Annotated in this window: 17 protein-coding genes and 1 tRNA gene; 6 read left to right on the forward strand and 12 right to left on the reverse strand. The window is 54.2% G+C overall.

Translation table 11 applies throughout. The annotated features are described in order from the left end of the window. Nucleotides 1–35: 35 nt before the first annotated feature. Nucleotides 36–914 carry a LysR family transcriptional regulator gene (locus ACR0IU_RS01825; protein ID WP_480715044.1) on the forward strand — a complete coding sequence of 293 codons (879 nt, stop codon included), beginning with the start codon at nucleotides 36–38 and terminating at the stop codon, nucleotides 912–914. Nucleotides 915–964: 50 nt separating this feature from the next. Here ACR0IU_RS01825 and ACR0IU_RS01830 read toward each other — a convergent pair. The 10 genes from ACR0IU_RS01830 to pyrH all read right to left on the reverse strand — a co-directional run bounded on the left by ACR0IU_RS01830 (nucleotide 965) and on the right by pyrH (nucleotide 12193). Then, nucleotides 965–1054, reverse strand: a tRNA-Ser gene (locus ACR0IU_RS01830). 64 nt (nucleotides 1055–1118) lie between these two features. Continuing rightward, nucleotides 1119–1946 carry an endonuclease/exonuclease/phosphatase family protein gene (locus ACR0IU_RS01835; protein WP_480715045.1) on the reverse strand — a complete coding sequence of 276 codons (828 nt, stop codon included), beginning with the start codon at nucleotides 1944–1946 and terminating at the stop codon, nucleotides 1119–1121. Nucleotides 1947–2033: 87 nt separating this feature from the next. Then, the gene (locus tag ACR0IU_RS01840) at nucleotides 2034–4481 is read right to left on the reverse strand and encodes a DUF3772 domain-containing protein (RefSeq protein WP_480715046.1); all 2448 of its coding nucleotides are present in this window, start codon (nucleotides 4479–4481) and stop codon (nucleotides 2034–2036) included. Then, on the reverse strand, nucleotides 4481–5515 hold the full coding sequence (locus ACR0IU_RS01845; protein ID WP_480650960.1) for a cysteine synthase A: 1035 nt from the start codon (nucleotides 5513–5515) through the stop codon (nucleotides 4481–4483). The genes ACR0IU_RS01840 and ACR0IU_RS01845 overlap by 1 nt, the downstream gene beginning before the upstream one ends. 69 nt (nucleotides 5516–5584) lie before the next feature. Next, nucleotides 5585–6700, reverse strand: coding sequence for an NUDIX domain-containing protein (locus tag ACR0IU_RS01850; RefSeq protein ID WP_480715047.1), 1116 nt, complete (start codon nucleotides 6698–6700; stop codon nucleotides 5585–5587). A gap of 29 nt (nucleotides 6701–6729) precedes the next feature. Next, a complete protein-coding gene (locus ACR0IU_RS01855) occupies nucleotides 6730–7170 on the reverse strand; it encodes a TrgA family protein (RefSeq protein ID WP_170539292.1) in 441 nt (146 codons plus the stop codon). Nucleotides 7171–7185: 15 nt separating this feature from the next. Then, nucleotides 7186–8394 (reverse strand): class I SAM-dependent methyltransferase, encoded by a 1209-nt coding sequence (locus ACR0IU_RS01860; protein WP_480715048.1) that lies wholly within the window; start codon nucleotides 8392–8394, stop codon nucleotides 7186–7188. Between the two features lie 61 nt (nucleotides 8395–8455). Next, nucleotides 8456–9889, reverse strand: a complete 1434-nt coding sequence (locus tag ACR0IU_RS01865) for a cryptochrome/photolyase family protein (protein WP_480715049.1) — start codon at nucleotides 9887–9889, stop codon at nucleotides 8456–8458. Between the two features lie 47 nt (nucleotides 9890–9936). Beyond that, nucleotides 9937–11163 (reverse strand): aminotransferase class V-fold PLP-dependent enzyme, encoded by a 1227-nt coding sequence (locus tag ACR0IU_RS01870; protein ID WP_480715050.1) that lies wholly within the window; start codon nucleotides 11161–11163, stop codon nucleotides 9937–9939. Between the two features lie 277 nt (nucleotides 11164–11440). Beyond that, nucleotides 11441–12193, reverse strand: coding sequence for a UMP kinase (gene pyrH / locus ACR0IU_RS01875; protein WP_010439624.1), 753 nt, complete (start codon nucleotides 12191–12193; stop codon nucleotides 11441–11443). Between the two features lie 97 nt (nucleotides 12194–12290). Here pyrH and miaA point away from each other — a divergent pair, with 97 nt between their 5' ends. From miaA to ACR0IU_RS01900, 5 genes are all read left to right on the forward strand, one after another. After that, nucleotides 12291–13190 carry a tRNA (adenosine(37)-N6)-dimethylallyltransferase MiaA gene (gene miaA, locus ACR0IU_RS01880; RefSeq protein ID WP_480715051.1) on the forward strand — a complete coding sequence of 300 codons (900 nt, stop codon included), beginning with the start codon at nucleotides 12291–12293 and terminating at the stop codon, nucleotides 13188–13190. Nucleotides 13191–13556: 366 nt separating this feature from the next. Next, nucleotides 13557–15227, forward strand: coding sequence for an ABC transporter substrate-binding protein (locus tag ACR0IU_RS01885; RefSeq protein ID WP_170703268.1), 1671 nt, complete (start codon nucleotides 13557–13559; stop codon nucleotides 15225–15227). Nucleotides 15228–15346: 119 nt separating this feature from the next. Continuing rightward, nucleotides 15347–16393: an ABC transporter permease gene (locus ACR0IU_RS01890; RefSeq protein ID WP_170469685.1), complete on the forward strand. Its 1047-nt coding sequence runs from the start codon at nucleotides 15347–15349 to the stop codon at nucleotides 16391–16393. Nucleotides 16394–16406: 13 nt separating this feature from the next. Then, entirely contained in the window at nucleotides 16407–17870 is a 1464-nt protein-coding gene (locus ACR0IU_RS01895) for an ABC transporter permease (protein WP_170539278.1), read from the forward strand. A 94-nt stretch (nucleotides 17871–17964) separates the two neighbouring features. Then, entirely contained in the window at nucleotides 17965–20052 is a 2088-nt protein-coding gene (locus ACR0IU_RS01900) for a dipeptide ABC transporter ATP-binding protein (protein WP_480715052.1), read from the forward strand. A gap of 116 nt (nucleotides 20053–20168) precedes the next feature. On the opposite strand, the gene ACR0IU_RS01905 is transcribed toward ACR0IU_RS01900, so the two are convergent. Further along, a complete protein-coding gene (locus ACR0IU_RS01905) occupies nucleotides 20169–21155 on the reverse strand; it encodes an MBL fold metallo-hydrolase (RefSeq protein ID WP_260025853.1) in 987 nt (328 codons plus the stop codon). A gap of 128 nt (nucleotides 21156–21283) precedes the next feature. Then, nucleotides 21284–22246 (reverse strand): LuxR C-terminal-related transcriptional regulator, encoded by a 963-nt coding sequence (locus tag ACR0IU_RS01910; protein WP_480715053.1) that lies wholly within the window; start codon nucleotides 22244–22246, stop codon nucleotides 21284–21286. Nucleotides 22247–22326 lie beyond the last annotated feature (80 nt).

A 22326-nucleotide genomic window follows, 5' to 3' on the forward strand; every position in this document is an offset into this window, starting at 1 on the left:
ATATTTCTTGGTGTAGAAAAACTAAGGCTAGTGCAATGAGTGTTGCCCCCAAGCGCCCCAAAGGCCCTCCATTGAATGCGATGCGGGCCTTTGAAGCGGCGGCTAGAAACGTCAGCTTTGTTGCTGCAGCTGAAGAATTGAACGTCACGCCCGGGGCGATCTCGCAGCATATCAAGGCACTGGAAGGCTGGGCCGGTACACCGCTGTTTCGACGCAACGCGCAAGGAGTTGAACTCACGCCTGAGGGGCAATCGCTTGTCCCGGTTTTCTCCGCTGCCTTTGATCAAATGGCTGATGCAGCCCGTGCCCTGCGTGACCTCAAACCAAACGCTGATTTTCATATCGCTGCCCTGCCCGCCGTTGCCCAGCTCTGGCTTCCAAAACGATTGCGACGGATCCGAAAAGAATTGCCGGAGATCAATTTCTCTGTCACCGCTATGGAAACTCCGCCCAGTCTCTCGCGAGAGATGTTTGATCTGTCGATATTTTTCGCAGTTCCTGACGGCTCGTCAAACCAAATTGCCTTGGCAAAAGACGTAATCGCGCCAGTTTGCGCCCCTACACTTCTGGACCGCGCGCACTGTTCAAACGATTTTCGAGAGATACCGATTTTGCACGACCAGACCTGGAACGACGATTGGTTCACGTGGTCCCGAAATGTGGGCTTTGATTTGCAAATTTACGCAAGCGGCCCGCAGTTCTCGCTATATAGCCTTGCTGTAGAAGAAGCCAAAGCATCGGCTGGTTTGCTGATGGGGCATCTGTGTCTGATCGAAGACGCACTGGAATCCAAAACGCTTCTGCTTGCGCATTCGCGCTCTTGTCCGACAGGTCGATCTCTTATTGTTTCATTGCCTTCGAAGACGCGACAAAGATCTGAAACAAGTCAAGTCGTTGCGTTGTTATCAAACTAATGAAGACCAACTGGGCAGCTAAGCACCCGCTAAATTTTAGCTTGAAATAGTGGCGGAGAGACAGGGATTCGAACCCTGGAGACGGTTTCCCGCCTACACACTTTCCAGGCGTGCGCCTTCGACCACTCGGCCACCTCTCCGGTAGAGGTGACTTATGCGAATTTCTGAACCGAGCGCAAGGCCCCATTCGTAAAAACAGGTGGCTCAAAATATACGAAAGCTGGCGACAAATGGCAGATGGTCAGACACTTCGTCTTTGAACGCCTCGCGCCCCATATTCATCGTCCAGTGCATCGGAAATAACCGCAGGCTGCCGCGGACATAGTCGGTGGAATAGGTTCGCGAAACAGCGAACCCGTCCAGCAGGTTGGCGCGACCCTTTTCCAAAATATGCGAGAACCGGTCTTGCAAATCCCAGCACGAAACAAAGTCCATCATGTCATCCCCACCAAGATGGTGGAAATTGCTGACGTCCTGACCGGGGATCATGTTGAAATCGCCCATCAGCAGGATCGTGCGCTGAGTCAGGCCCGGTGTCGCTCGGATTTCGGCGATCTTGGCACCGATGATCTTACATTGGCTATCACGTATCTGTTGTTCAGGCCGGTCACGGCCGGATTTCAGGTGCACCGCGATCAGTTTGGCTTTGAACTTGCCGACCTGCACATCGGCGATAAGGGCCTGACGCCCGCCGGAATCATCACCTTCCGAACCGTCAATCAACTCCAGCTCCGTCACCGAAACCCCTGGTTTGTGGAGAAATCCAATGTGGATGTTGCCGTTGGGTTGCTGCAGGATCTTGACCTGATAATCCAAGCCCTTGTCCGCCAAACCCGCTGCCAACCGGTTGATATGTTCTATAGGGCTAACCTCGACCAGCGTGATCAACTCGGCATCAAGCAGGGCCAAGCCTTCAATCTGGTTGATGACCCGCTCACTATTGGCGGGTATGCCCAGACTTGTGTTAAACGGGTTGAAACCCGCAAGGTTCCAAACCGCGATACGCACGAGACCGTGTGAGAAAGTTACCATCGAAATTCCTCCTTCAAATAAAATTCAGACTACATCGAAATGTAACAATCCGATAATCACTTGGGAGAAATGCTTGATGTGTCGCGTTTAGCGACCGTCGCCATCCGCGTCTGCATCTGCGTCTCCGGCAGAGTCCAAATCATCAGCTGTCAAATCGGCAGGCTTCGCGGAAGGGGCAGTAGGAGATAGGTCTTCGTCGGGCTTAGCCTCCTCAGAATGGCCCGTCAGCACCTCAGGATTTCGCAGCCACAGATCGCGTTGAGCAAACGGAATCTCGATACCCTCTTTAACAAATCTGCGGTTGATCTCATGGTTCATGTCGGATTTGACCGATAGCACCCAGTTCACATCGCGCAGTATTGCCCGGATTTCAAAATCCAGAGAATCCGCACCAAATCCTTGAAACACGACACTCGGCGCTGGGTTGGCCAGAACCATCGGATGCCCATTGGCGATCTCACCCAAAATGGTTTCGACTTTTCGGGTGTCAGTACCGTAGGCCACGCCGACAGGAACGATCACCCGGCCAATGGTGTTGCCGCGGGTATAGTTGGTGACCACTCCGCTGATCAGGTCAGAGTTGGGGACGATCACATCCGTCCGATCAAACGTCTCGATCCGCGTGGACCTGACCGAGATATCACGAACATATCCCATCATGCCGTTGACATCGATCCAGTCGCCTTTTGAGATCGGGCGTTCGACCAGCAGGATGATCCCTGAAACAAAGTTCGACACGATGGTTTGCAGACCGAAACCGATACCAACCGACAAGGCACCAGCCACGATCGCCAAGGAGGAAAGATCAAATCCAGCAACAACAATGGCGACCAACGCCGCCAGGAATATTCCGACATAGCCGGTTCCCGAAACGATGGCATTCTGCCCGCCGGGATCGATACTGGTTTTTGGCAGCAATGAGTTGCGCAACCCGCTTTGCAGAAGGCGGGTCAATGTGTATCCGATGGCAAAAACTGCGACGAAGGTGAGGAAATTACTGGGTGAAATCGTGACGCCGCCGATATCGAATCCCAGCAGCAATCGCGACCAGGCCTCGAGCAGGTCTGTCTTGCGTGCGCCCCAATACAGTGCCAGAATAGGCAGCGACAATATCGCCAGCGCAAACCCAACAAGAACCGAAAACAGAGAATCGCGCGCGGCCTCCCCCTGCCCCGATAACCAACCGTAAATCGTGGTGATAAACCGTCGTATGATCACAAGCGCCGCGATCAGAACCAGTGTTTTCACGGCTGGGAAGACGATTGCTTCGGCGGCATTGATATACCCCAATGCCGCCAGTATTGGTGTCGCAATCCCAAGTATGAACAGAGCGCGCCGCAGCAATTCAACCAACTGACTAAAACCAGCCGCTCTGCGAGACGTTTCTAAATCGGCTTGCTCTTCCTGTGGTTCTGATTGACGGACCTGACGCACACGTAGCAGCAGCAGCGCCGTAACCAATACGATCGGGAATCCAACAACCGCTCGTGTTGGGTCCGAAATATTCTCAATTTGCTCAAATAGCAAAACCAGATCATGCAAAATAAGCATGACGGCCAGTAGATCGATATAGACCCGCAGTTCTCGAATTCTGCCTGCCGACAATCGTTTGAAATTCTGAGAGGCCCCCATCAGGTAGACCTGTCGACCGATCCAGTCAAAGTAGAAGATGATGGCAGCCCAATAAGGGATATTCTGAATCAGCAACGTGCCGCGCAAGCCCAGAACCCCAGTCTGCACGATCGCCGTGACCAATGCCAGAACGCCCAACCAAGGCAGCAGTATGCGCAGCAGTGAAACGACGAAGGTCCAGACTCCACTTCCGCGCCCCCCCAGAGAACGCAGAAAAACGCCCCCTTTTTCGGACCATTTGCGCCCAAATAGCAGCAATACCGCAGATATGGCCAACAGAACGAAAATGCCGAGACCGCGCTCACGAATGCGCTCGTGAACGATGTCAGACCGCATATTCGTGACGGTTTCATTGATCAGGCTCTGCGTCGCTTCCTTGACGTCGATCCAGGCTGGGCCCCAGTAAACGGGATTGAAAGGCGATGGCCCGCGTTCCAGCATCTCTTTTTTCTGACGGTCGCGAATGATTCGGTCGATTTCGCTGATTAACCCGTTGGCTCGGCTGAAAGCCTCTTCCGAGATTATGCGCGGCACCCGCAAACTGTTAAGTTGCTCTTCAAGATGTGTGCGTAGCTTTGCAATATCTTCAGGCTCGGTCTCGCCATCTGCCGGCTTCGCGCCAAGCGCCTTAAGCTGGCCCTCAAGCGTCTGAATACGATCCGTGTTTGCGCCGCGCGCCATGTTAAAGTCTTCGCGGTAACCGTTTATTTCTGAGCGCAAATTCTCTAACGCGGCATTCGATGCCCGGTTCGCGCGAATCACAGATTCCGCCCGATCCGCCGTGCTGACCCAGCCCTGGTAATATTCACTCTGCCGGTCAGTGAGCTGGGCAGATGCGATCCCACCCAGCCCGATCAGGCAGAATAAACTTAGAAACAGAAACAGGCGGACCTGTCGCAGCATCACACGTCCTCGAATACGCCGGGAATGCTGCGCGGTGCTTCGGTCATCCAATCCGGAACAGGCAGTTCCTTTTCCCGCAGGAAGTCAGGATTGAACAATTTGGATTGGTAGCGCGTTCCAAAGTCACACAATACGGTCACGATGGTGTGCCCCGGCCCCATCTCTTTCGCGAGACGTACAGCGCCCGCGATATTGATCGCGGTTGATCCACCCATCACCAGACCTTCTTCGCGAAGCAGATCAAAGATATAGGGCAACGCCTCATTATCGGTGATCTGCCAGGTATGATCAGGGGTGAACCCCTCTAGGTTCTTCGTTATCCGAACCTGTCCGATGCCTTCAGCGATGGAGCCGCCCTCCATCGCGATCTCACCTGTAGTGTAATAAGAATAAAGTCCCGCCCCCATCGGATCAGCCAGTCCGATTTTTACGCCTTTGGGCTGCAAAACCTCGGCGACACCCGCCAGGGTCCCACCCGAACCGACCGCACTGACGAAGCCATCAACTTTGCCACCGGTTTGGTCCCAGATTTCAGGGCCGGTGGTTTCCACATGCGCCTGCCGGTTGGCGACATTGTCGAACTGGTTCGCCCAGATGGCACCATTGGGCTCGGTCTGGGCAAGTTCCTCAGCCAAGCGGCGGGAATAGTGCACAAAATTGTTGGGATTGCGGTAAGGCGCAGCAGGCACCTGCACAAGCTGAGCTCCGGCAAGTCGGAGCATGTCCTTCTTCTCTTCCGATTGAGTCTCAGGAATGACGATCACCGTCTTGAAACCCATTGAGGCCCCGACCAATGCCAGACCAATGCCAGTATTACCCGCCGTACCCTCGACAATTGTGCCGCCGGGCTTTAGGTCTCCGCGCGCAATTGCATCGCGGATAATGAACAACGCCGCACGGTCTTTGACGGATTGACCCGGATTCATGAACTCGGCTTTGCCGAGGATTTCGCAGCCTGTCTCTTCGCTGACGCGACGCAACCGGATCAAGGGTGTTTTACCGACCGCGTCGGCAAGGTCTTTCGCAATGCGCATGGCGTCCTCTTGTCATATGGTATTGCAGCAGATTTACAGGCGCCCTGACTTGATCACAAGCCGGGATAGTTATGCGCGCAGACGTTCGCGATTTCGTGCCAGCCAATGTGCCAGAGAAAGAAGCGGTAAATCCTTGAAAACATGTGAATCAACCATGTTCATGAATTCGTCAAACGGCAGAATTGTACTCCGAATATCTTCCCCTTCCGTGGCAAGACCACCACTTTCAACAGTCGTCGTCAGGTCACCCAGCCCGACGTAGAGGTAGACGTATTCGGTTGACGATCCACTGGATGTATAGGCACCACCTGCATATTCCAGCCGAGACAGAGAAACATGCGCCTCTTCCTGTGTCTCACGATACGCTGCCTGCTCGGGTGTTTCTCCGGGGTCAATCATACCGGCGACCGGTTCCCACATCCATGGTTCGGGGTCGTCGATCAAGAACACAGGTGCGCGAAACTGCTCGACCAGCAAAACCGTATCGCGCCTGGGGTCGTAAGGCAGGACGATGACTGCAGATCCTTGCATCAAGCCGCTGCGGTGCAATACAGGCCCCATCTTGCCATCATACTGACGGTGCTGCAGCTCTATCTCATCGATACCGAAATAGTTGACATAAGGGTGATTGCGTTGGTGGATTACGACATCATGGTTGGTGTCCCGGGCATCTCCGGTGTTTCGCTGACGCGCTGCGAGTCTGGCCCATGCCCGTGTGCGGATCGCAGGGAAACTATTTGCAATCGTCGAGGCATCAACACACCCATACTGGGCCATAACCTCTTGCGCCGCCAGCATCGACAAAGCGCTCCAATCGTTTTTCCATGCCTCAAAATCCCAGAGTGTCTCGGTCTTCCATGCCTCAGAGTCGGGGAAGAACACCAATGCCTGATGATTCCCATCTGCGCTGGCTTCGATCGTTTGCTGGCGCAGATCATATTCAAAGCCGCCTTCATAAAAGGCCAATCGGGCAAGCTCGTCGTTGCCCAATCCTTGCACCAATACGCCATCTGCCGTTGCGCCTTTTTCAGCAACGATCATGGGAAAAGGCTGGCCCTTTACTGAATACACCGCGTGATCAGCTAAGATTGCCGGTTTCGCCGACAATTCGTCCGCAGATTGACCCATCACGAGTTCCAGCAAAGGCGCATGGCGCAAAGTGCCGTAGAAAAACAGGTTAGACAAAGTAGGAGCCCTGACTTGGCAGATCCGTTTTAACGCCAGCGTCGAAAGGCGATTTCGGTAAGTATCCCACTGACCACCGCACCAATACCAAGCGTAATCAAAATTTCACTGGGCAGCAGTTGTTCACCATAGGCCACTCCGATCTTGAAGATTTCCAGCAAGGCTTCAAATGGGCCGCCATACCGATGGCGCATCGCCTGGCTGAACATCTCGTAGGTGCCTTGAACGAACAATCCCCAGAAAACCAGCGCGGCAACACCAGTCAGACCATTGTTAACTGCAGCCGTCCAACCCCGGCCTGCCCGCTTGCCCATGATAACCCAACCACAGGCCACCGCTAACAACATGTTCACATATGTGAACCAGCCATAGCTTTTGCCCTCTTCACCATTGTTGATGATCATACTTGAAACAAGGAAGGCAATGACCAGCAGACACAACGCGGCGACGAGGCGGGAAGCTGTAGGCATTCGTAGTTCCGTTCTTCAACTTGGCTTAGCTATAGTGATCTGTGTCACATCACAATTGCCGGTGTCAAAGGCTGCGCCGCATGCAGTTAAATAATAATTCCACATGCGGCGAAAACGCTCATCAAACCCTAGCTCTGAGATCTGGTCCCACTTGGCGTTGAAGGTGTCGTACCAGCGGCGCAGTGTCAGATCATAGCTTTGGCCAAATTCCTTTGAGCGTACTACTTGAAGTCCGGCCTGATCGATCTGCTCTTTCAGGATCGACGGTGCGGGAAGCATGCCACCCGGAAATATGTATTTCTGTATGAAATCAACACCATTCTTGTAAACTTCCCAGCGGTGATCCGCGACTGTTATGATCTGTAATGTCGCTTGCGCACCGGGCTTCAACCGGTCACGAACAGTGTTAAAATATGCTGGCCAATATTTCCGACCAACCGCTTCGAACATCTCGATTGATGCAATACCGTCATATTGTCCCTGTTCATCACGATAATCCTGTAATTTAAAATCTACAAGATCCGATAGCCCAGCCTTTTCAATGCGTTCCTTCGCGAACTTCAACTGTTCCTGACTGATCGTCAATCCAGTGACTCGGAGCCCGCGCTCTTTGGCGGCATATTCGGCGAAGCCGCCCCAACCGCACCCGATCTCAAGGATATGATCCCCAGGTTTGGCCCCCAATTCATCCACCAAACTGGCATATTTCGCGGTCTGCGCATTCTCGAGGCTTTCCTGCCCGGTCTCAAAAATGGCGCTGGAATAAGTCATCGTGTCATCCAGCCACATACCATAGAAATCATTTCCAAGATCATAGTGATACGAGATGTTCTTCTTCGCCTGCGACCGGTTATTGCGGTGCAACCAGAACCTCAGACGCTCATAGGCGCGAACCAGGAACTTGCCCGTGAAATCGTCATAAACGGTTTCAGTTCCCAAATGTACCAGGTCCATAAAGCTGCGCAGATCAGGTGTGCTCCAGTCGCCTTCCAGATAGCCGTCCGAAAACCCCAGTTCTCCTTCTCGTAGCAGCCTGGCAAATACGTCGGGATCATGGATATCCACATGGGCAACCGGACCGGCTTTAGGTGCATCCGCCCGAAACACCCGACCATCCGGCAGAGCGATATCAAGGCGACCGCTTTCCATGCGGCTCAGCATCTTGAAGACTTGTGCAAAATATCTTGGCAGGTCCTCCTGCCCTTCGGTGCTCGTCAGGAACATCCGCTCTCCCCTCTGCGGTTGCAGAATAAAGCTAGGACGGGATTCGGTTTATGGCAAGTTTTCAGTTCCTTACCGGAACTTTTCTGGTTTCATACGCGTCCAATGCTCGGATGCGACCTTCTTTCAGCCCTACCACTGGAGCGCTGTAGCTGTCTTCGTGAGAATGCCCCCAAGACCGCGGTATGGCACTAAAATAGGCGCGTGCGGTTGGGGACGGGTCAGACCGACCCTCAGCAATCCAACGATTCAGATAATCCGAATGTGGATCAAATCGCTCGCGCTGTGTTTCTGGGTTGAAGATACGGAAATACGGGGCTGCGTCTGGCCCGGAACCCGCCACCCACTGCCATCCCATCGCGTTTGCGGCTGGGTCCCAATCAATCAGGCAATCGGCAAACCAATCAGCACCAATTTTCCAGTGCGTCATCAGATGCTTGGTTAGATAACTCGCCACAATCATCCGTGCACGATTATGCATCCGCCCGGTCACGTACATCTGCCTTAGCCCCGCATCGACAAGTGGCACCCCAGTTCTGGCCAACTTCCACGCGCGGACTTCAGGCGTGTCGGGATCAGTATTCCACGGAAACGCATCCCATTCAGGTTTCCAATTGTCGGTCAGGAGATGCGGCCAATGGTACATCAGGTGATAAGCGAACTCACGCCACACAAGCTGCCGTAGAAAGGCCTCACCCCCGCGCGAACCAGTGCGATCCGCGTTTTGCACCCGGTGCCATATTGTGCGCGGCCCGATTTCGCCTAACGAGAGGTATTCTGAAAGATCAGACGTACCAACCTGATCCAATCGATCTCGCGCTTCCTGATATTGATCAATATTTTCCAGAAACCTATCCAACTGATCCAAAGCCGCAGCCTCTCCAGGACGGACAAACGGTCGTACGATCGTCGCGCCACGCTGCATCTCCTGATCCAGATTCCAATCGGACAGCCGATCAGAAGCAGGCCAAAGATCTGGCTTGGCAATTCGTGCAGCAGTCGGTGCTGGCATCGCAACATCTCGTCCGCTCACCGACCTCCACATCGGAGTAAATACACGAAACGGTTGCCCCGCTTTGGTCGCAATCGTCCAAGGTTCGAACAAAAGATGCCCTGCAAAGGATCGCACCTCGATCCCCTGTTCGTTCAAGCTCGCCTTGATATGCATGTCCCTGTTGATCGCCTTCGGGTCATACTCTCGCGACCAAAATACAGCTCCTGCTCCGGTTTCGTGTATCAGACCTTGCAGGACTTTCAGCGCAGTCCCCCGGCGCAGGATCAGATTGCTGCCGATCTGATCAAGGGTCATTGCAAAAGCCTCAAGACCCAAACCCAGACGCCATTTGGGCGCTGCGCCCAATGCTTGAACCTGATCGCCCAGAATAAATACGGGTACAATCGGGCGACCCGACCGCACCGCCGCCGTCAACGCCGGATGATCACTTAATCGCAGATCGCGCCTGAACCATAAAATGATCGGAGAACGCCCGGAATCCATATCCGCCTCTTGTTTTTAGAAGAATACGAACCGGTACGAATATTGGATCACAAAACGCGGTCAAGCGCCTGCAAAAGCTGATCAATTTCCTGATGACTTGTATAGTGCGTGAAGCTGAGCCGCAGAACCCCCTGATCTGGATCAACACCCATGGCCTGCAGAGGGCGATGCGCATAGAAATCGCCACCACCTGCCATGATCCCGTGTTGGGAAAGCTCAGCTGCAACAGCCTCGGCTTTTTTGTTTAGGCTTAACGCGACCGTCGGTGCGCGCTGTTCGGCCTTGGACGGCCCAATCAAACGCAAAGTGTTTCTATCTTTGACTGCATCGAGCAGTGGCTGCAGCAACGCAATTTCGTGTTGGCGCATAAGGTCATGAACAAATCCACCGCGCGCAGACGCCCCGGTTTCCGGCCCGCCGTGATGATCACAAAGCAAATCTATGTAATCGGCCATGCCAGCACTCGCGGCGATCTGTGCATGATCAGGGCCGGCAGGTGTAAACCGCTTATAGAGCGTGCCACCGTTGAAATAGTGGGCCTGGTTCGGAAGCATCTCACCCAAAGGGCGTCGAATAACCATGCAGCCTTGGTGCGGGCCATAGGTCTTGTAGGCTGAGAACAAATAGATGTCGGGCCCGAGATCACCGACGTTCGGCAGGCCATGTGGCGCATAAGAAACTCCGTCGACACAGACAAACGCACCCGCGGCATGCGCTATCGCCGTGATTTCGGTCACTGGATTAATCTCGCCGACGACATTTGAGCAATGTGGGAAGCAAACGAGGCGGACTTTCTCGTCCAACAGGTTTTCCAGATCCTGTGGGTTTAGCGATCCACTGTCCGGATCAATCTGCCATTCGCGGATTTCGATACCGTCTTCTTCCAATCGACGCCAGGGGCCGGTATTGGCCTCGTGGTCCTGATTGGTCACAACGATGGCATCACCCTGCCGCATCCACTGACGAAAGGCCTGCGACAGAACATAGGTATTCTGAGTCGTTGAGGGGCCAAAGCTCAGCTCATCCGTATCCACGCCCATGATCGCGGCCAACCGCATCCGCGCTTCATCCATTTCTTCGCCGCCCAGACGGCTGGCTTCGTATGGCGCATAAGGTTGGACCTTGCGCTGTGTATAAAACCGGTTCAGGCGATCAATCACCGGCTTACAGGTGTAAGATCCACCAGCGTTTTCAAAGAAGGCCTGCCCGTTCAGACTGGGTTCAGAAAAGGCCGGGAATTGCGCCCTAACGAAATCGATATCAAGTGTGCCCATCACACGTCTCTCCCTGATCGCATGCCTCATTTCGGAAATCCACCCGCGCAAGGTCTGGGCACTTCCAAAACAACCAAGGCATTACTGTCCGGCCGCCATCCCCATCAGAGGACATGCTATGGCAGCAGTCCTTCTGATGGCAGCTTGCTGCAAACAAACAGGAACAGATAGTCAGACGGAAAAGATTAGGTCAAGTCACTGTGCTGATAACATTTTTCATATCTAGCACCAAAAAAGAACCGGGCTGCTAGACCCGGTCTATGTGCTAATTGATGCGCTATCCCTGGACTTTGGTATAGGTGCCCTCACCCGCCAAAATACCGCGGAACCCGCCGGGCTCATCCAGACCAAAAACGATCAGCGGCAAATTGTTGTCACGTGCCAAGGCGATGGCTGATGCATCCATCACTCGCAGACGTTTAGCCAGCACATCGTCATACGAAACATTGTCATAACGTACCGCGTCCGAGTGTTCTTTGGGGTCCTTGTCATAAACGCCATCGACACCATTCTTACCCATGAAGATCGCTTGGCAGGCCATCTCGTTCGCACGCAATGTGGCGGCGGTGTCAGTGGTGAAATAGGGGTTCCCGGTTCCCGCCGCAAAGATGCAGACCCGTTTTTTCTCAAGGTGGCGTACAGCGCGGCGGCGAATATATGGCTCACACACTTCGTCCATCCGAATGGCCGAAATGACACGGGTGAAGACCCCGGCCGCCTCAAGCGCGGATTGCATCGCGAGCGCGTTCATGACCGTTGCCAGCATGCCCATGTAATCGGCGGTCGTACGCTCCATCCCCTGTGCCGAGCCGGAAAGCCCCCGGAAGATGTTGCCACCACCGATGACCATACAGATTTCGACACCCAGATCGTGTACCGATTTCACCTCTTGTGCGATGCGCTGGACGGTTGGCGGATGAAGTCCGAATCCCTGATCCCCCATCAGGGCCTCGCCCGAAATCTTCAACATGACGCGGTCATACGTTGTTTTCGGGGTCTCAGTGGTCTCGTCAGAAGGGGAAAGGCTCATGTTGCGCTCCGGGCTGGCACGGGTTTATTTTCCGGCGCAAAATGAAGCAAAACCTCCGCAGGTTCAATACGGATAGTCAGGGATGAGGCAATCAGCGATGGCCGATACAAATGAGAACCGGCTTTGGGCGCAGTTGCCTCCGATTCCTGATGACAAACCGGTGCTGATCGCTGGGCCTACGGCTTCGGGAAAGTCAGCGCTGGCGCTTTTGGTCGCGGAGCGCTGCGGTGGTGTGATCGTCAATGCCGACGCAAGTCAGGTCTATGATTGCTGGCGCATCATATCTGCACGTCCCTCGATCGAAGAAGAAAAATGTGCCCCACATCTGCTGTACGGGCATGTCGCATATGATCAGACCTATTCCACCGGACATTGGCTTCGCGACGTCACGCCTTTGCTTAGACAAAAACAGCGCCCTATCATTGTGGGGGGTACAGGTCTGTATTTCACTGCGCTGACCGAAGGGATGGCCGAGATACCTGCAACCCCTCCTGAAATTCGGGCCGAGGCGGACGCATTATCACTAAGAAAGCTGATCGAAGGTCTTGATCTTCAAACGCTGCAGAAGATCGACACCCAGAATCGAGCCCGTGTTCAACGCGCGTGGGAGGTTCAGACCGCAACCGGCCGCTCGCTTGCTGATTGGCAGGCTGATACACCCGCCCCGTTTCTGGATCTGGGGAGTACAGTTCCGATTGTATTCGACGTCGAAAAAAGCTGGTTACTGGATCGTATTAATCGTCGTTTCGATCAGATGTTGGATCAAGGCGCCATGGCCGAAGTGGCCGCGATGCAGAACCGATTTGACCCTTCTCTACCAGCCTTCAAGGCCATTGGCGTGCCTGAATTGATGGCATGCCTAGAAGGCCGCATGTCTCAGGAAGAAGCCAGGGATCGGGCAACAATAGCTACACGTCAATTTGCCAAACGACAACGAACTTGGTTTCGCGCCCGCATGAAATCCTGGCACCACATTGATGCCGCGTCTCATCAGTAAGGGGCATTCCTCGGGCATTGGAAGCAGTTGGATTTCTTAGTTTTCTCCCCAAAAAAACGACCGAATGTGTTGCAGCGTGACTGTCAATTCTATCCGCGGTGCTTTCGGCTAGTTGTGCGAACGCACCACGAAATAATCCTGAATGGCTTACTTTTCTGCCTGATGTCGTTTTTATACCATCAATGACGATTTCCGACATTGACGCCGCAGTGAAACTGGTGCCGAATGGAGGTCATGGGGATGTTCAATAGTCAAGAAAACAAGCCTGCGGCCCGGTCAATCGATCCAATTCGTTGGCCGTAGCGCCCGTTTCAATCAATCAGAACGCGAACTTTACCTAATAACTAGTGTCACAGGGAGACATCTATGAAAAACCAGACAATCAATGGAAAGCCGATGCACTGGGCGGCAGAGATGCATGCTCAAGAGTATCGCGACGGCAATCTGAGTCGGCGCGAGTTCATGGCGCGGGTAACCGCACTTGGCGTCGCCGTTCCGGCGGCATATGGCATGATCGGTCTACAATCACCTGCTGCAGCGCAGGAGCCCCAGAAAGGCGGCACCATTCGCTACCAGATGGAAGTGCGCGCATTGAAAGATCCTCGCACCTATGACTGGACGCAAATTGCGACCTTCACTGCGGGCTGGCTTGAATACCTTGTCGAATATAACAACGACGGTTCGTTCAAGCCGATGTTGCTGGAAAGCTGGGAAGCCAATGATGACGCCACAGAATACACGCTGAACGTCCGCAAAGGTGTGAAGTGGAACAACGGAGACGACTTCACAGCCGAAGACGTGGCGCGCAACATCGCTGGCTGGTGTGACTCGTCGCTCGAGGGTAACTCGATGGCATCGCGCATGGCGTCACTGGTCGACGAGTCAACGCAGAAGGCAGCCGACGGCGCCATCACCGTTGTTGACTCGCACACCGTAAAACTGAAATGCAACGCGCCCGACATCACAATCATCCCCGGCATGGCCGACTATCCGGGCGCCATCGTTCACAGCAGTTTTGACGCGAACGACATGCTCTCCAACCCCGTTGGTACGGGCTTCATGATCCCGGAAAGCCACGAAGTGGGTGTTAAGGGTGTATTGGTTCGCAACGAAGGCTTTGACTGGTGGGGCTATGAGGCCGGCAAGGGCGGCTATATCGACCGGATCGAGTTCATCGACTACGGCACCGACCCGGCAGCCTTCCTGGCAGCCTATGAGGCCGAAGAGATCGACATGAACTGGGAGTCGGTCGGCGAGTTTGTCGACATCTTCGACGGCATCGGCCTCGTCCGCTCGGAAATTCCATCAGGCTTTACCATCGTTATCCGCCCGAACCAGTTGGCTGAAGATGCGAATGGCAACAAGATCTATGGCGACAAGCGTGTGCGTCAGGCTCTGGCTATGGCTGTTGATAACGAAGTGTGCTTGGAACTGGGCATGTCAGGCTACGGCATCCCCGCCGATAACTGTCATGTCGGCCCGATGCATCCGGAGTATGATTCAGCTGTGACACGCATTCCGTATGATCCAGCGGGGGCGAAGGCCCTGATGGACGAAGCCGGAATGGGTGATTTCGAACACGAAGTTCAGTCGATTGACGATGACTGGCGTCGTAACACCACCGCTGCGGTGGTCGCGCAGTTGAACGACGCGGGCATCAAGGCCAAGCATACGGTTCTGCCGGGCTCGACCTTCTGGAACGACTGGACGAAATACGCCTTCTCGTCGACCAACTGGAACCACCGCCCGTTGGGCACTCAGGTTCTGGCACTGGCCTATAAGTCAGGCGTCGCGTGGAATGAATCCGGTTTTGCCAATGAAGAATTCGATACTCTGCTGGCCGAGGCAAACTCGATCGCAGATGTCGACAGACGTCGCGAAGTGATGGCCAAACTGCAGGCGATCATGATTGACGAGGGTGTGACCATCCAGCCCTATTGGCGGACGGCGATGCGCCACCATCGTGACAACATGGTGGGTGTTGAAAAACACATCGCCGACCTGCCGCAGTTGTACAAGTTCGGCATCATCTCCTAACCAAACAACAAAGGCCGCGCCGCTCTGGTGCGGCCTTTTCGTCCTGAACACGGCGACCATAATAACAGCGATGCATGAAGCCGTTTGGCATTCATGCTGGCCGACCAACAGGGGCTAATATGGGACTTTTCATTCTAAGGCGCGTCGGCATCATGCTGGTGACTGCACTGTGCCTGACATTCCTGGTCTTCTTTTTGACCAACCTCTACCCGAACCTCGAAAAGCTTGCGAAAACGCAGGGCAACTTCCGTATGTCGGATGAGCAAGTTGAAAGCTATCTGCAGAAAAACGGTTACCTTCAATCCACTCCGATCAAATACGGTGAATGGTTGGGGGTCTTGCCTTCGTATCGGCATACGAACGAAGATGGAACCGTGCAGGGCCGATGCATTCTGCCCGGGAAAACTGCTGAAGAGTCTCCCAGTTTCTGTGGTATCCTGCAGGGGTATTGGGGTTATTCGACCGTCTTCAAGGATGAGGTCTCAACCGTTGTTGGCAACCGGCTGGCATTAACCGGGCGGTTGATGTTCTGGGTTATGTTGCTGATGGTCCCTTCGGCACTGATCCTGGGTGTTTTGGCCGGAATGAAAGAAGGTTCAGCAACCGACAGGACGCTATCGACCTTTGCCATCACCACAACTGCAACCCCAGAATATGTTTCTGGTGTTATCTTCATAGCGATTTTCACTTCGTCCGCTGTCGGCTTGAAGTGGTTCAAGGGTACTGCCACACAAGCGATGGAGAACCCAACTTTCGAGAATTTCTTCCTCCCGGTTTTGACGATTGCGCTTTACGGAATGGGCTATATCGCCCGGATGACCCGCGCCTCGATGACCGAGGTAATGACGGCGCAGTATATCCGGACGGCGCGCCTGAAAGGTGTATCGTTCTCGAACATCGTCATGAAACATGCGCTGCGCAATGCGCTGATCGCACCCTTTACAGTCATCATGTTGCAGTTCCCATGGCTGCTGAACGGCGTGGTGATCGTCGAGACCCTGTTCAACTACAAAGGGTTCGGCTGGGCGCTGGTGCAGGCGGCAGGCAATAACGACATCCAGTTGCTGCTGGCGATTTCGGTCGTGTCGGTCTTTGTGGTGCTGGTGACGCAGCTGATTTCGGATATCGGCTATGTCTACCTCAACCCGCGCATTCGCATTTCTTAAGGAGGGTTAGATCATGGAACCACTTACCTGGACCGGCTCTATCGCCTTCCTCAACCCGCTACTGTTGCTGGCACTTGGGCTTTTGGCTTTGTCCATCGTTGTCTGGATGCTGGCAAGTATCGTTCTGCCCGAAGACCAAATGACAGTGAATCCAGACGGAACGCTGAGTTCGAGCTCGGGTCTTCGCAATCTGATACAAGCCGCGCTGCGCTATAGTTTTCTAGCTATAGTGGGCCTCGCAGTTGCTTATATTGTGTTGGGCATTCTGATGGGCACCAGCGCCGGTATCATTGGCGCCATATCCCAGCAATTCCTGCCAGTTTGGCTGTCGCTGATCATCCTTTATGCGATGTCGATTGCGTTCAAACGCAAGCTTGGACTTTACGGCAAACTTTTCGACAGCCCTATTGGCATGATCGGCTTTGGCCTTGTTATGTTCTGGGTTTTCACCGGAATTTTCGGCGCACTCGATCTGATCGTCACTCATGACCCGTTGGCTCAGCTCTCAGGCATGAAAAACAAGGTGCCGGGTACGCCTCTGGCCAGTGTGGAAGAGGGTCAGTACGCCTGGTACCTACTGGGTGGCGATAACCTTGCACGCGACGTCTTCAGTCGCATGGTCAAGGGTGCCTGGATTGTTGTTCAAATCGCGCCTCTGGCGACCATGTTCGCCTTCATGGTCGGCATCACTCTTGGTCTACCTGCGGGTTACTATGGCGGGCGGCTGGATACGCTTCTGTCGTTTCTTGCGAACCTGATCCTGGCCTTCCCAGTGATCCTGCTATTCTACCTGCTGGTCACACCCGAGATCGTTGCGACCGGCGTTCCTAATTATATGGCCGCCGTATTGTTCGTATTCCCAATTATCTTCCTGGGTGTTCTGCTGAATTCGCGGTACTACACGCGCCCAAACTTCAGGACGCCATTGCTGATTGGGGTTCTGGGCGTTGCGCTCTGGTTGTATCTCTCGCTGATTTCGACCAGCGGCTACATCATTAACACTGACAGCTACCGTATCTGGGGACTGCCGACCTATCTGGATCTCTTCGATATTCCGGGTGGTATTCTGGTGGTGTTTGTCTCGGTGGTCTTCGTGAACTCACCTACGGTGTTCCGCATCGTACGTGGCTTGGCGCTGGACATCAAAACCCGAGACTACGTGGCTGCGGCCCAGACCCGCGGCGAAGGCCCGTGGTACATCATGCTGTGGGAGATCCTACCCAACGCACGCGGCCCGCTGATCGTCGATTTCTGTCTGCGCATCGGCTACACCACCATCCTTCTGGGGACCTTGGGTTTCTTCGGATTGGGTCTTCCGCCGGAAAGCCCGGATTGGGGGTCTACGATCAACGAGGGGCGTAAACTCTTGTCGATCTATCTGCACCCAGCCCTTCCGCCTGCGCTGGCTCTGTTGTCGCTGGTTCTTGGTTTGAACCTGCTGGCGGATGGTCTGCGCGAAGAAAGTCTGAAGGACTGATGTGATCGAGGCCGGGGGGCCAGCCCCCCGGACCCCCCGAGATATTTTTAGCCAGATGAAGGGGATCCCCCGGACTCTCGCGAGGAGATACAAGATGAACAAACTGGCGGATTATGACGGGCCCATCCTGGAGATCGACAAGCTGTCGATCTCGTTCTTTACCCGTCTGCGGGAAATTCCGGCTGTGATGGATTTTTCGGTTAGCGTGCAACCTGGTGAGGCCGTCGGACTGGTTGGTGAATCCGGGTGCGGTAAATCGACCGTTGCCTTGGGCGTAATGCAAGACCTGGGCAAGAACGGCCGCATAGTCGGTGGTTCGATCAAGTTCAAAGGCCGCGATCTGAGCGAAATGTCCACAGAAGAGCTGCGCGACATTCGCGGCAATGAAATCGCAATGATCTATCAGGAGCCGATGGCCTCTTTGAATCCGGCGATGAAGATCGGCAAGCAACTAATGGAAGTTCCGATGATCCACGAAGGCGTCGGTGCGGAAGAAGCTTATTCACGCGCGCTTGAGGTGGTAACAGACGTGCGTCTTCCTGACCCCGAAAGGATGCTGAATTCGTTTCCACACCAGCTTTCCGGTGGCCAGCAGCAGCGGATCGTGATTGCGATGGCGCTTATGTCGAAACCGGCGTTGTTGATCCTGGATGAACCAACGACCGCTTTGGACGTGACCGTAGAGGCCGCAGTGGTCGAACTGGTCAAGGATCTGGGCAAAAAATACGGCACCTCGATGCTGTTTATCTCGCACAACCTCGGGCTCGTGCTGGAAACCTGCGATCGGCTGTGCGTGATGTATTCCGGTGAAGCGGTCGAGCGTGGTTCGATCAAGGATGTCTTCGACGAGATGCAACACCCATATACGCAAGCGCTGTTCCGGTCGATCCCGTTGCCCGGAGCTGACAAGAACTCGCGCCCGCTGGTGGCGATTCCGGGGAACTTCCCCCTGCCCCACGAGCGGCCCCCAGGCTGTAACTTTGGCCCGCGCTGCGACTATTTCGAAGAAGGTCGCTGTGATGCCAAAGACATCCTGATGGAAGCAGTGCCGGGAAATGACAGACACCATACGCGTTGTCTGAAATTCCAGGAGATTGATTGGAATGCGCCAATCACAGCAGGTGAGCAAAAAGAGAAAGGTGAAATTGGCCGGACTGTCCTGAAAATGGACAACCTCAAGAAATATTATGAGGTGGCTGCGAATGCCTTGTTCGGTGGTGGTGAGACTAAAGTGGTCAAGGCCAACGAAACCCTGAGTTTTGAGGCTCATGAATCTGAAACACTGGCCATTGTTGGCGAATCCGGTTGCGGCAAGTCCACTTTTGCAAAGGTTTTGATGGGCCTGGAAACTGCAACCGACGGGCAAATTTTGCTGGACAATCGCAACATCGAACAGGTGCCTATCGAAGAGCGGGACGCGAAGACCGTGGGCGAGGTTCAAATGGTTTTTCAGAACCCCTTCGATACGCTGAACCCGTCGATGACTGTCGGGCGTCAGATCATTCGCGCGTTGGAAATCTTTGGCGTTGGCAACTCGGAAGCCGAGCGTAAGAAGCGGATGCTAGAGCTGCTGGATCTCGTGAAGCTGCCGAGGGCTTTCGCCGATCGCATGCCGCGCCAGCTGTCAGGTGGTCAGAAGCAACGCGTGGGAATCGCGCGCGCCTTCGCCGGAGACGCGAGGATCGTTGTCGCGGACGAACCGGTTTCGGCGCTGGATGTTTCGGTACAAGCAGCGGTGACCGATCTGTTGATGGAAATTCAGCGAGAACACAAAACCACTCTGCTGTTCATCAGCCATGACCTGTCAATCGTGCGTTACCTCAGTGACCGTGTAATGGTGATGTATCTGGGCCATGTGGTGGAACTGGGCACGACCGACCAAGTCTTTGCTCCACCATACCACCCTTATACCGAGGCGTTGTTGAGCGCGGTTCCGATCGCGGACACGTCAGTTGAGAAACAGCATATCGTTCTTGAAGGCGACATCCCTTCTGCCATGAACCCGCCGCCGGGCTGTCCGTTCCAGACACGCTGCCGCTGGAAGTCCGAAGTGCCAGATGGGCGGTGTGAGTCCCATGTACCCCCGGTTCAGACGCTTGCGGATGGACATCAGGTCAAATGTCACCTTGCCGAAGATATTCTGGCTAAAATGGAGCCTGTCATCAAAATTGCGGCCGAATAATTCCCCGTAAAAGAATGAAGAAGGGCCGGTCCTCGACCGGCCCTTTCGATTTGCGTCACGATTGGTGGGGGGACAGGAGACGCAGGTCGTGGGTGAGTGGCAGTTTCAGTTTGCAATCAACCCGTCATCACGTTGTTGCCGAAGTGCATGAACTCCTGATTCATGCCCGCTACATCTCCGGCTTCCAGCTTTAAGCTGGCGCTGTCGAGCATCTTGTAACTCTGCTGGCTTTTGACCCAATCGTCTGCCGCCTGCAGCGTCGTCAGCGTGTATGACGTAACCTCATTGAGGTAGTGTGTCGGGATGATGATTTTGGGCTTGAGTTTGGCGACAATATCATTTCCCTGATCGAAGCTTAGGATATGTTCCGACCCATCGACAGGCAAAGTCAGTACATCGACCTGCCCGATCGCATCCCAGAACTCCTGAGGCGGATTGTGACGGTTGTCACCCCAGATCAAAGTGCGAATGCCGCCGGTTTCGACTAGGTAGACCACCATATCCATGTGGCCCACGTTGTTGGGCGGGCAAGCTTCGGCACCAAATTCGGCCAATGCGTTGGTCCATTCGTACCATCCCGGCGCAACGCAGGCATGTTTGTCAGCAAAGCCCGTGATCTTCAGGTCGGCAAACTCAAAATTTCCCGCCATCCTGTCCAAAACCATTGTGGAGCTAGGCCGTTCGATAGCATCATGGTCAAAATGAGCATGAGTGGACATGGTTATATCAACAGGGATCTGCGGAAATTCGTTGCGGAACCATAACCCCCATGCGCCCGAGGGATCATCCCGCCAAGGGTCGAATAACACGGTCGCTCCGTTTGGCGAGGTGATCTTGATGGCACAGTGACCGTAGTAATCGATCCCAACAGTTCCCGTGCTGGCTTGCCCAGTCGAGCCTTGCAAATCAATCACATGATTGTTGTTGCCCGGCTGCAGCCAAGCCTGAGATTGTGCTTCGGCTGGTTTGCCACCCAGAAACGAAGCCCCTGCCCCAACGCCCGCAGCACCAGCCGCCATAAAAAATGACCGGCGTGAAAGGCCAGTTGCCAGAGTGTCACGTTCCCCGTTCAGTATTGTCGGCTTTAGATCTTTGCGATCCATCTTGATCCTCCCGATTGAGCGGGTGCGGCTGTATCCGCACCCTTCTGATCAGGTTAACAAGGTCAACGTGGAAGGCTCAGATCAGAAAAATCTGGGGGTAATACGGGGGTAATCCCCATATTCCCAGATCACGAAATCGACAAAAGATGGCTGCGGAGGTTCTGATCACGTCCTTCGAGTCCCAGTTTCCGGCGAATATTATTGCGATGGAAATCAATCGTTGATGTCTCGCGCGACATGGCCCGGGCTATATCTTTGGTGGTTTTACCGGACATGACCAACTGAGCGATTTCGATTTCCGTCGGCGTCATAACCGAAAACGCATCCGAGAGTTTGTCAGAAATCATCGTGGTGATGTCTTGCAGATTTCTCAATGCCAGTTCCAGATAAACTTGCGAGGCGTCGCCTTCGGTCATTTGGCCATGCAACTTGTCCAGATACGGCAAGACCATCGAACGAACCCGTTCAACAATGTCCTGATCGCGTTCTTTCCGATCGTCGTCCAGACTTGTCAGCAATACCCGAAGTGCAGTGTTGGTTTCTTGTAACTCACGTGTCCTCAACTCGACGCGATTTTCCAACTGGGCCAGTGTTTCATTCAGTTTTTCCTCTAGCGCGCGCCGCAGATAAACCTCTTGAATCAAAGCCAAATCCGACTCAACCATACGTGCAAACTGCGCCAGACCCTCACGGAAAAGCAAAGCGCGGCGATTGCGATGGCGATCCAGAACGCAGATGGTTCCGAAAACTGAACCATCCGGCCATTTCAGCGGAAAACCGATGTAAAAGGACATGCCGTGCTCCATGTCCTCATTGTCACTCCAGGCTGGATCGCAAGTAGCATCTTCGACAACAAATTCGCCATCTCGTTCAAGGACACCCTGGCAATAAAGCTTGGGATTCAGGCGAAAATTCATGCCGACAGGGTACGGATTTTCCGGATGATCCGAGGTGATCAGGACCGCATGATCGGGTGCTTCGGTCTTCATGATCAATGTCGCTGGCACGTCCGCGAGTTGTGAAACTAGATCAACCAGGCGTTGCCAGTTGGCCATCGTTTCGGCTGGTATATCCGGTCGATCCTTGATCATTACAAACCGCACAAGTCTGAGAGCTATCTACCCAGACTAAGGCAGCGCTCTGTACTTGATCAAGAAACAGCCTCTCTGCG

The sequence above is a fragment of the Ruegeria sp. CL5 genome (assembly GCF_056536485.1).

Excerpts from the sequence above, each read along its gene's own strand:
- ACR0IU_RS01825 (WP_480715044.1), top strand. The coding sequence starts at position 36 with ATGAGTGTTGCCCCCAAGCGCCCCAAAGGCCCTCCATTGAATGCGATG.
- ACR0IU_RS01835 (WP_480715045.1), bottom strand. The coding sequence starts at position 1,946 with ATGGTAACTTTCTCACACGGTCTCGTGCGTATCGCGGTTTGGAACCTT.
- ACR0IU_RS01840 (WP_480715046.1), bottom strand. The coding sequence starts at position 4,481 with ATGCTGCGACAGGTCCGCCTGTTTCTGTTTCTAAGTTTATTCTGCCTG.
- ACR0IU_RS01845 (WP_480650960.1), bottom strand. The coding sequence starts at position 5,515 with ATGCGCATTGCGAAAGACCTTGCCGACGCGGTCGGTAAAACACCCTTG.
- ACR0IU_RS01855 (WP_170539292.1), bottom strand. The coding sequence starts at position 7,170 with ATGCCTACAGCTTCCCGCCTCGTCGCCGCGTTGTGTCTGCTGGTCATT.
- ACR0IU_RS01860 (WP_480715048.1), bottom strand. The coding sequence starts at position 8,394 with ATGTTCCTGACGAGCACCGAAGGGCAGGAGGACCTGCCAAGATATTTT.
- ACR0IU_RS01865 (WP_480715049.1), bottom strand. The coding sequence starts at position 9,889 with ATGGATTCCGGGCGTTCTCCGATCATTTTATGGTTCAGGCGCGATCTG.
- ACR0IU_RS01870 (WP_480715050.1), bottom strand. The coding sequence starts at position 11,163 with ATGGGCACACTTGATATCGATTTCGTTAGGGCGCAATTCCCGGCCTTT.
- pyrH (WP_010439624.1), bottom strand. The coding sequence starts at position 12,193 with ATGAGCCTTTCCCCTTCTGACGAGACCACTGAGACCCCGAAAACAACG.
- miaA (WP_480715051.1), top strand. The coding sequence starts at position 12,291 with ATGGCCGATACAAATGAGAACCGGCTTTGGGCGCAGTTGCCTCCGATT.
- ACR0IU_RS01885 (WP_170703268.1), top strand. The coding sequence starts at position 13,557 with ATGAAAAACCAGACAATCAATGGAAAGCCGATGCACTGGGCGGCAGAG.
- ACR0IU_RS01890 (WP_170469685.1), top strand. The coding sequence starts at position 15,347 with ATGGGACTTTTCATTCTAAGGCGCGTCGGCATCATGCTGGTGACTGCA.
- ACR0IU_RS01895 (WP_170539278.1), top strand. The coding sequence starts at position 16,407 with ATGGAACCACTTACCTGGACCGGCTCTATCGCCTTCCTCAACCCGCTA.
- ACR0IU_RS01900 (WP_480715052.1), top strand. The coding sequence starts at position 17,965 with ATGAACAAACTGGCGGATTATGACGGGCCCATCCTGGAGATCGACAAG.
- ACR0IU_RS01905 (WP_260025853.1), bottom strand. The coding sequence starts at position 21,155 with ATGGATCGCAAAGATCTAAAGCCGACAATACTGAACGGGGAACGTGAC.
- ACR0IU_RS01910 (WP_480715053.1), bottom strand. The coding sequence starts at position 22,246 with ATGATCAAGGATCGACCGGATATACCAGCCGAAACGATGGCCAACTGG.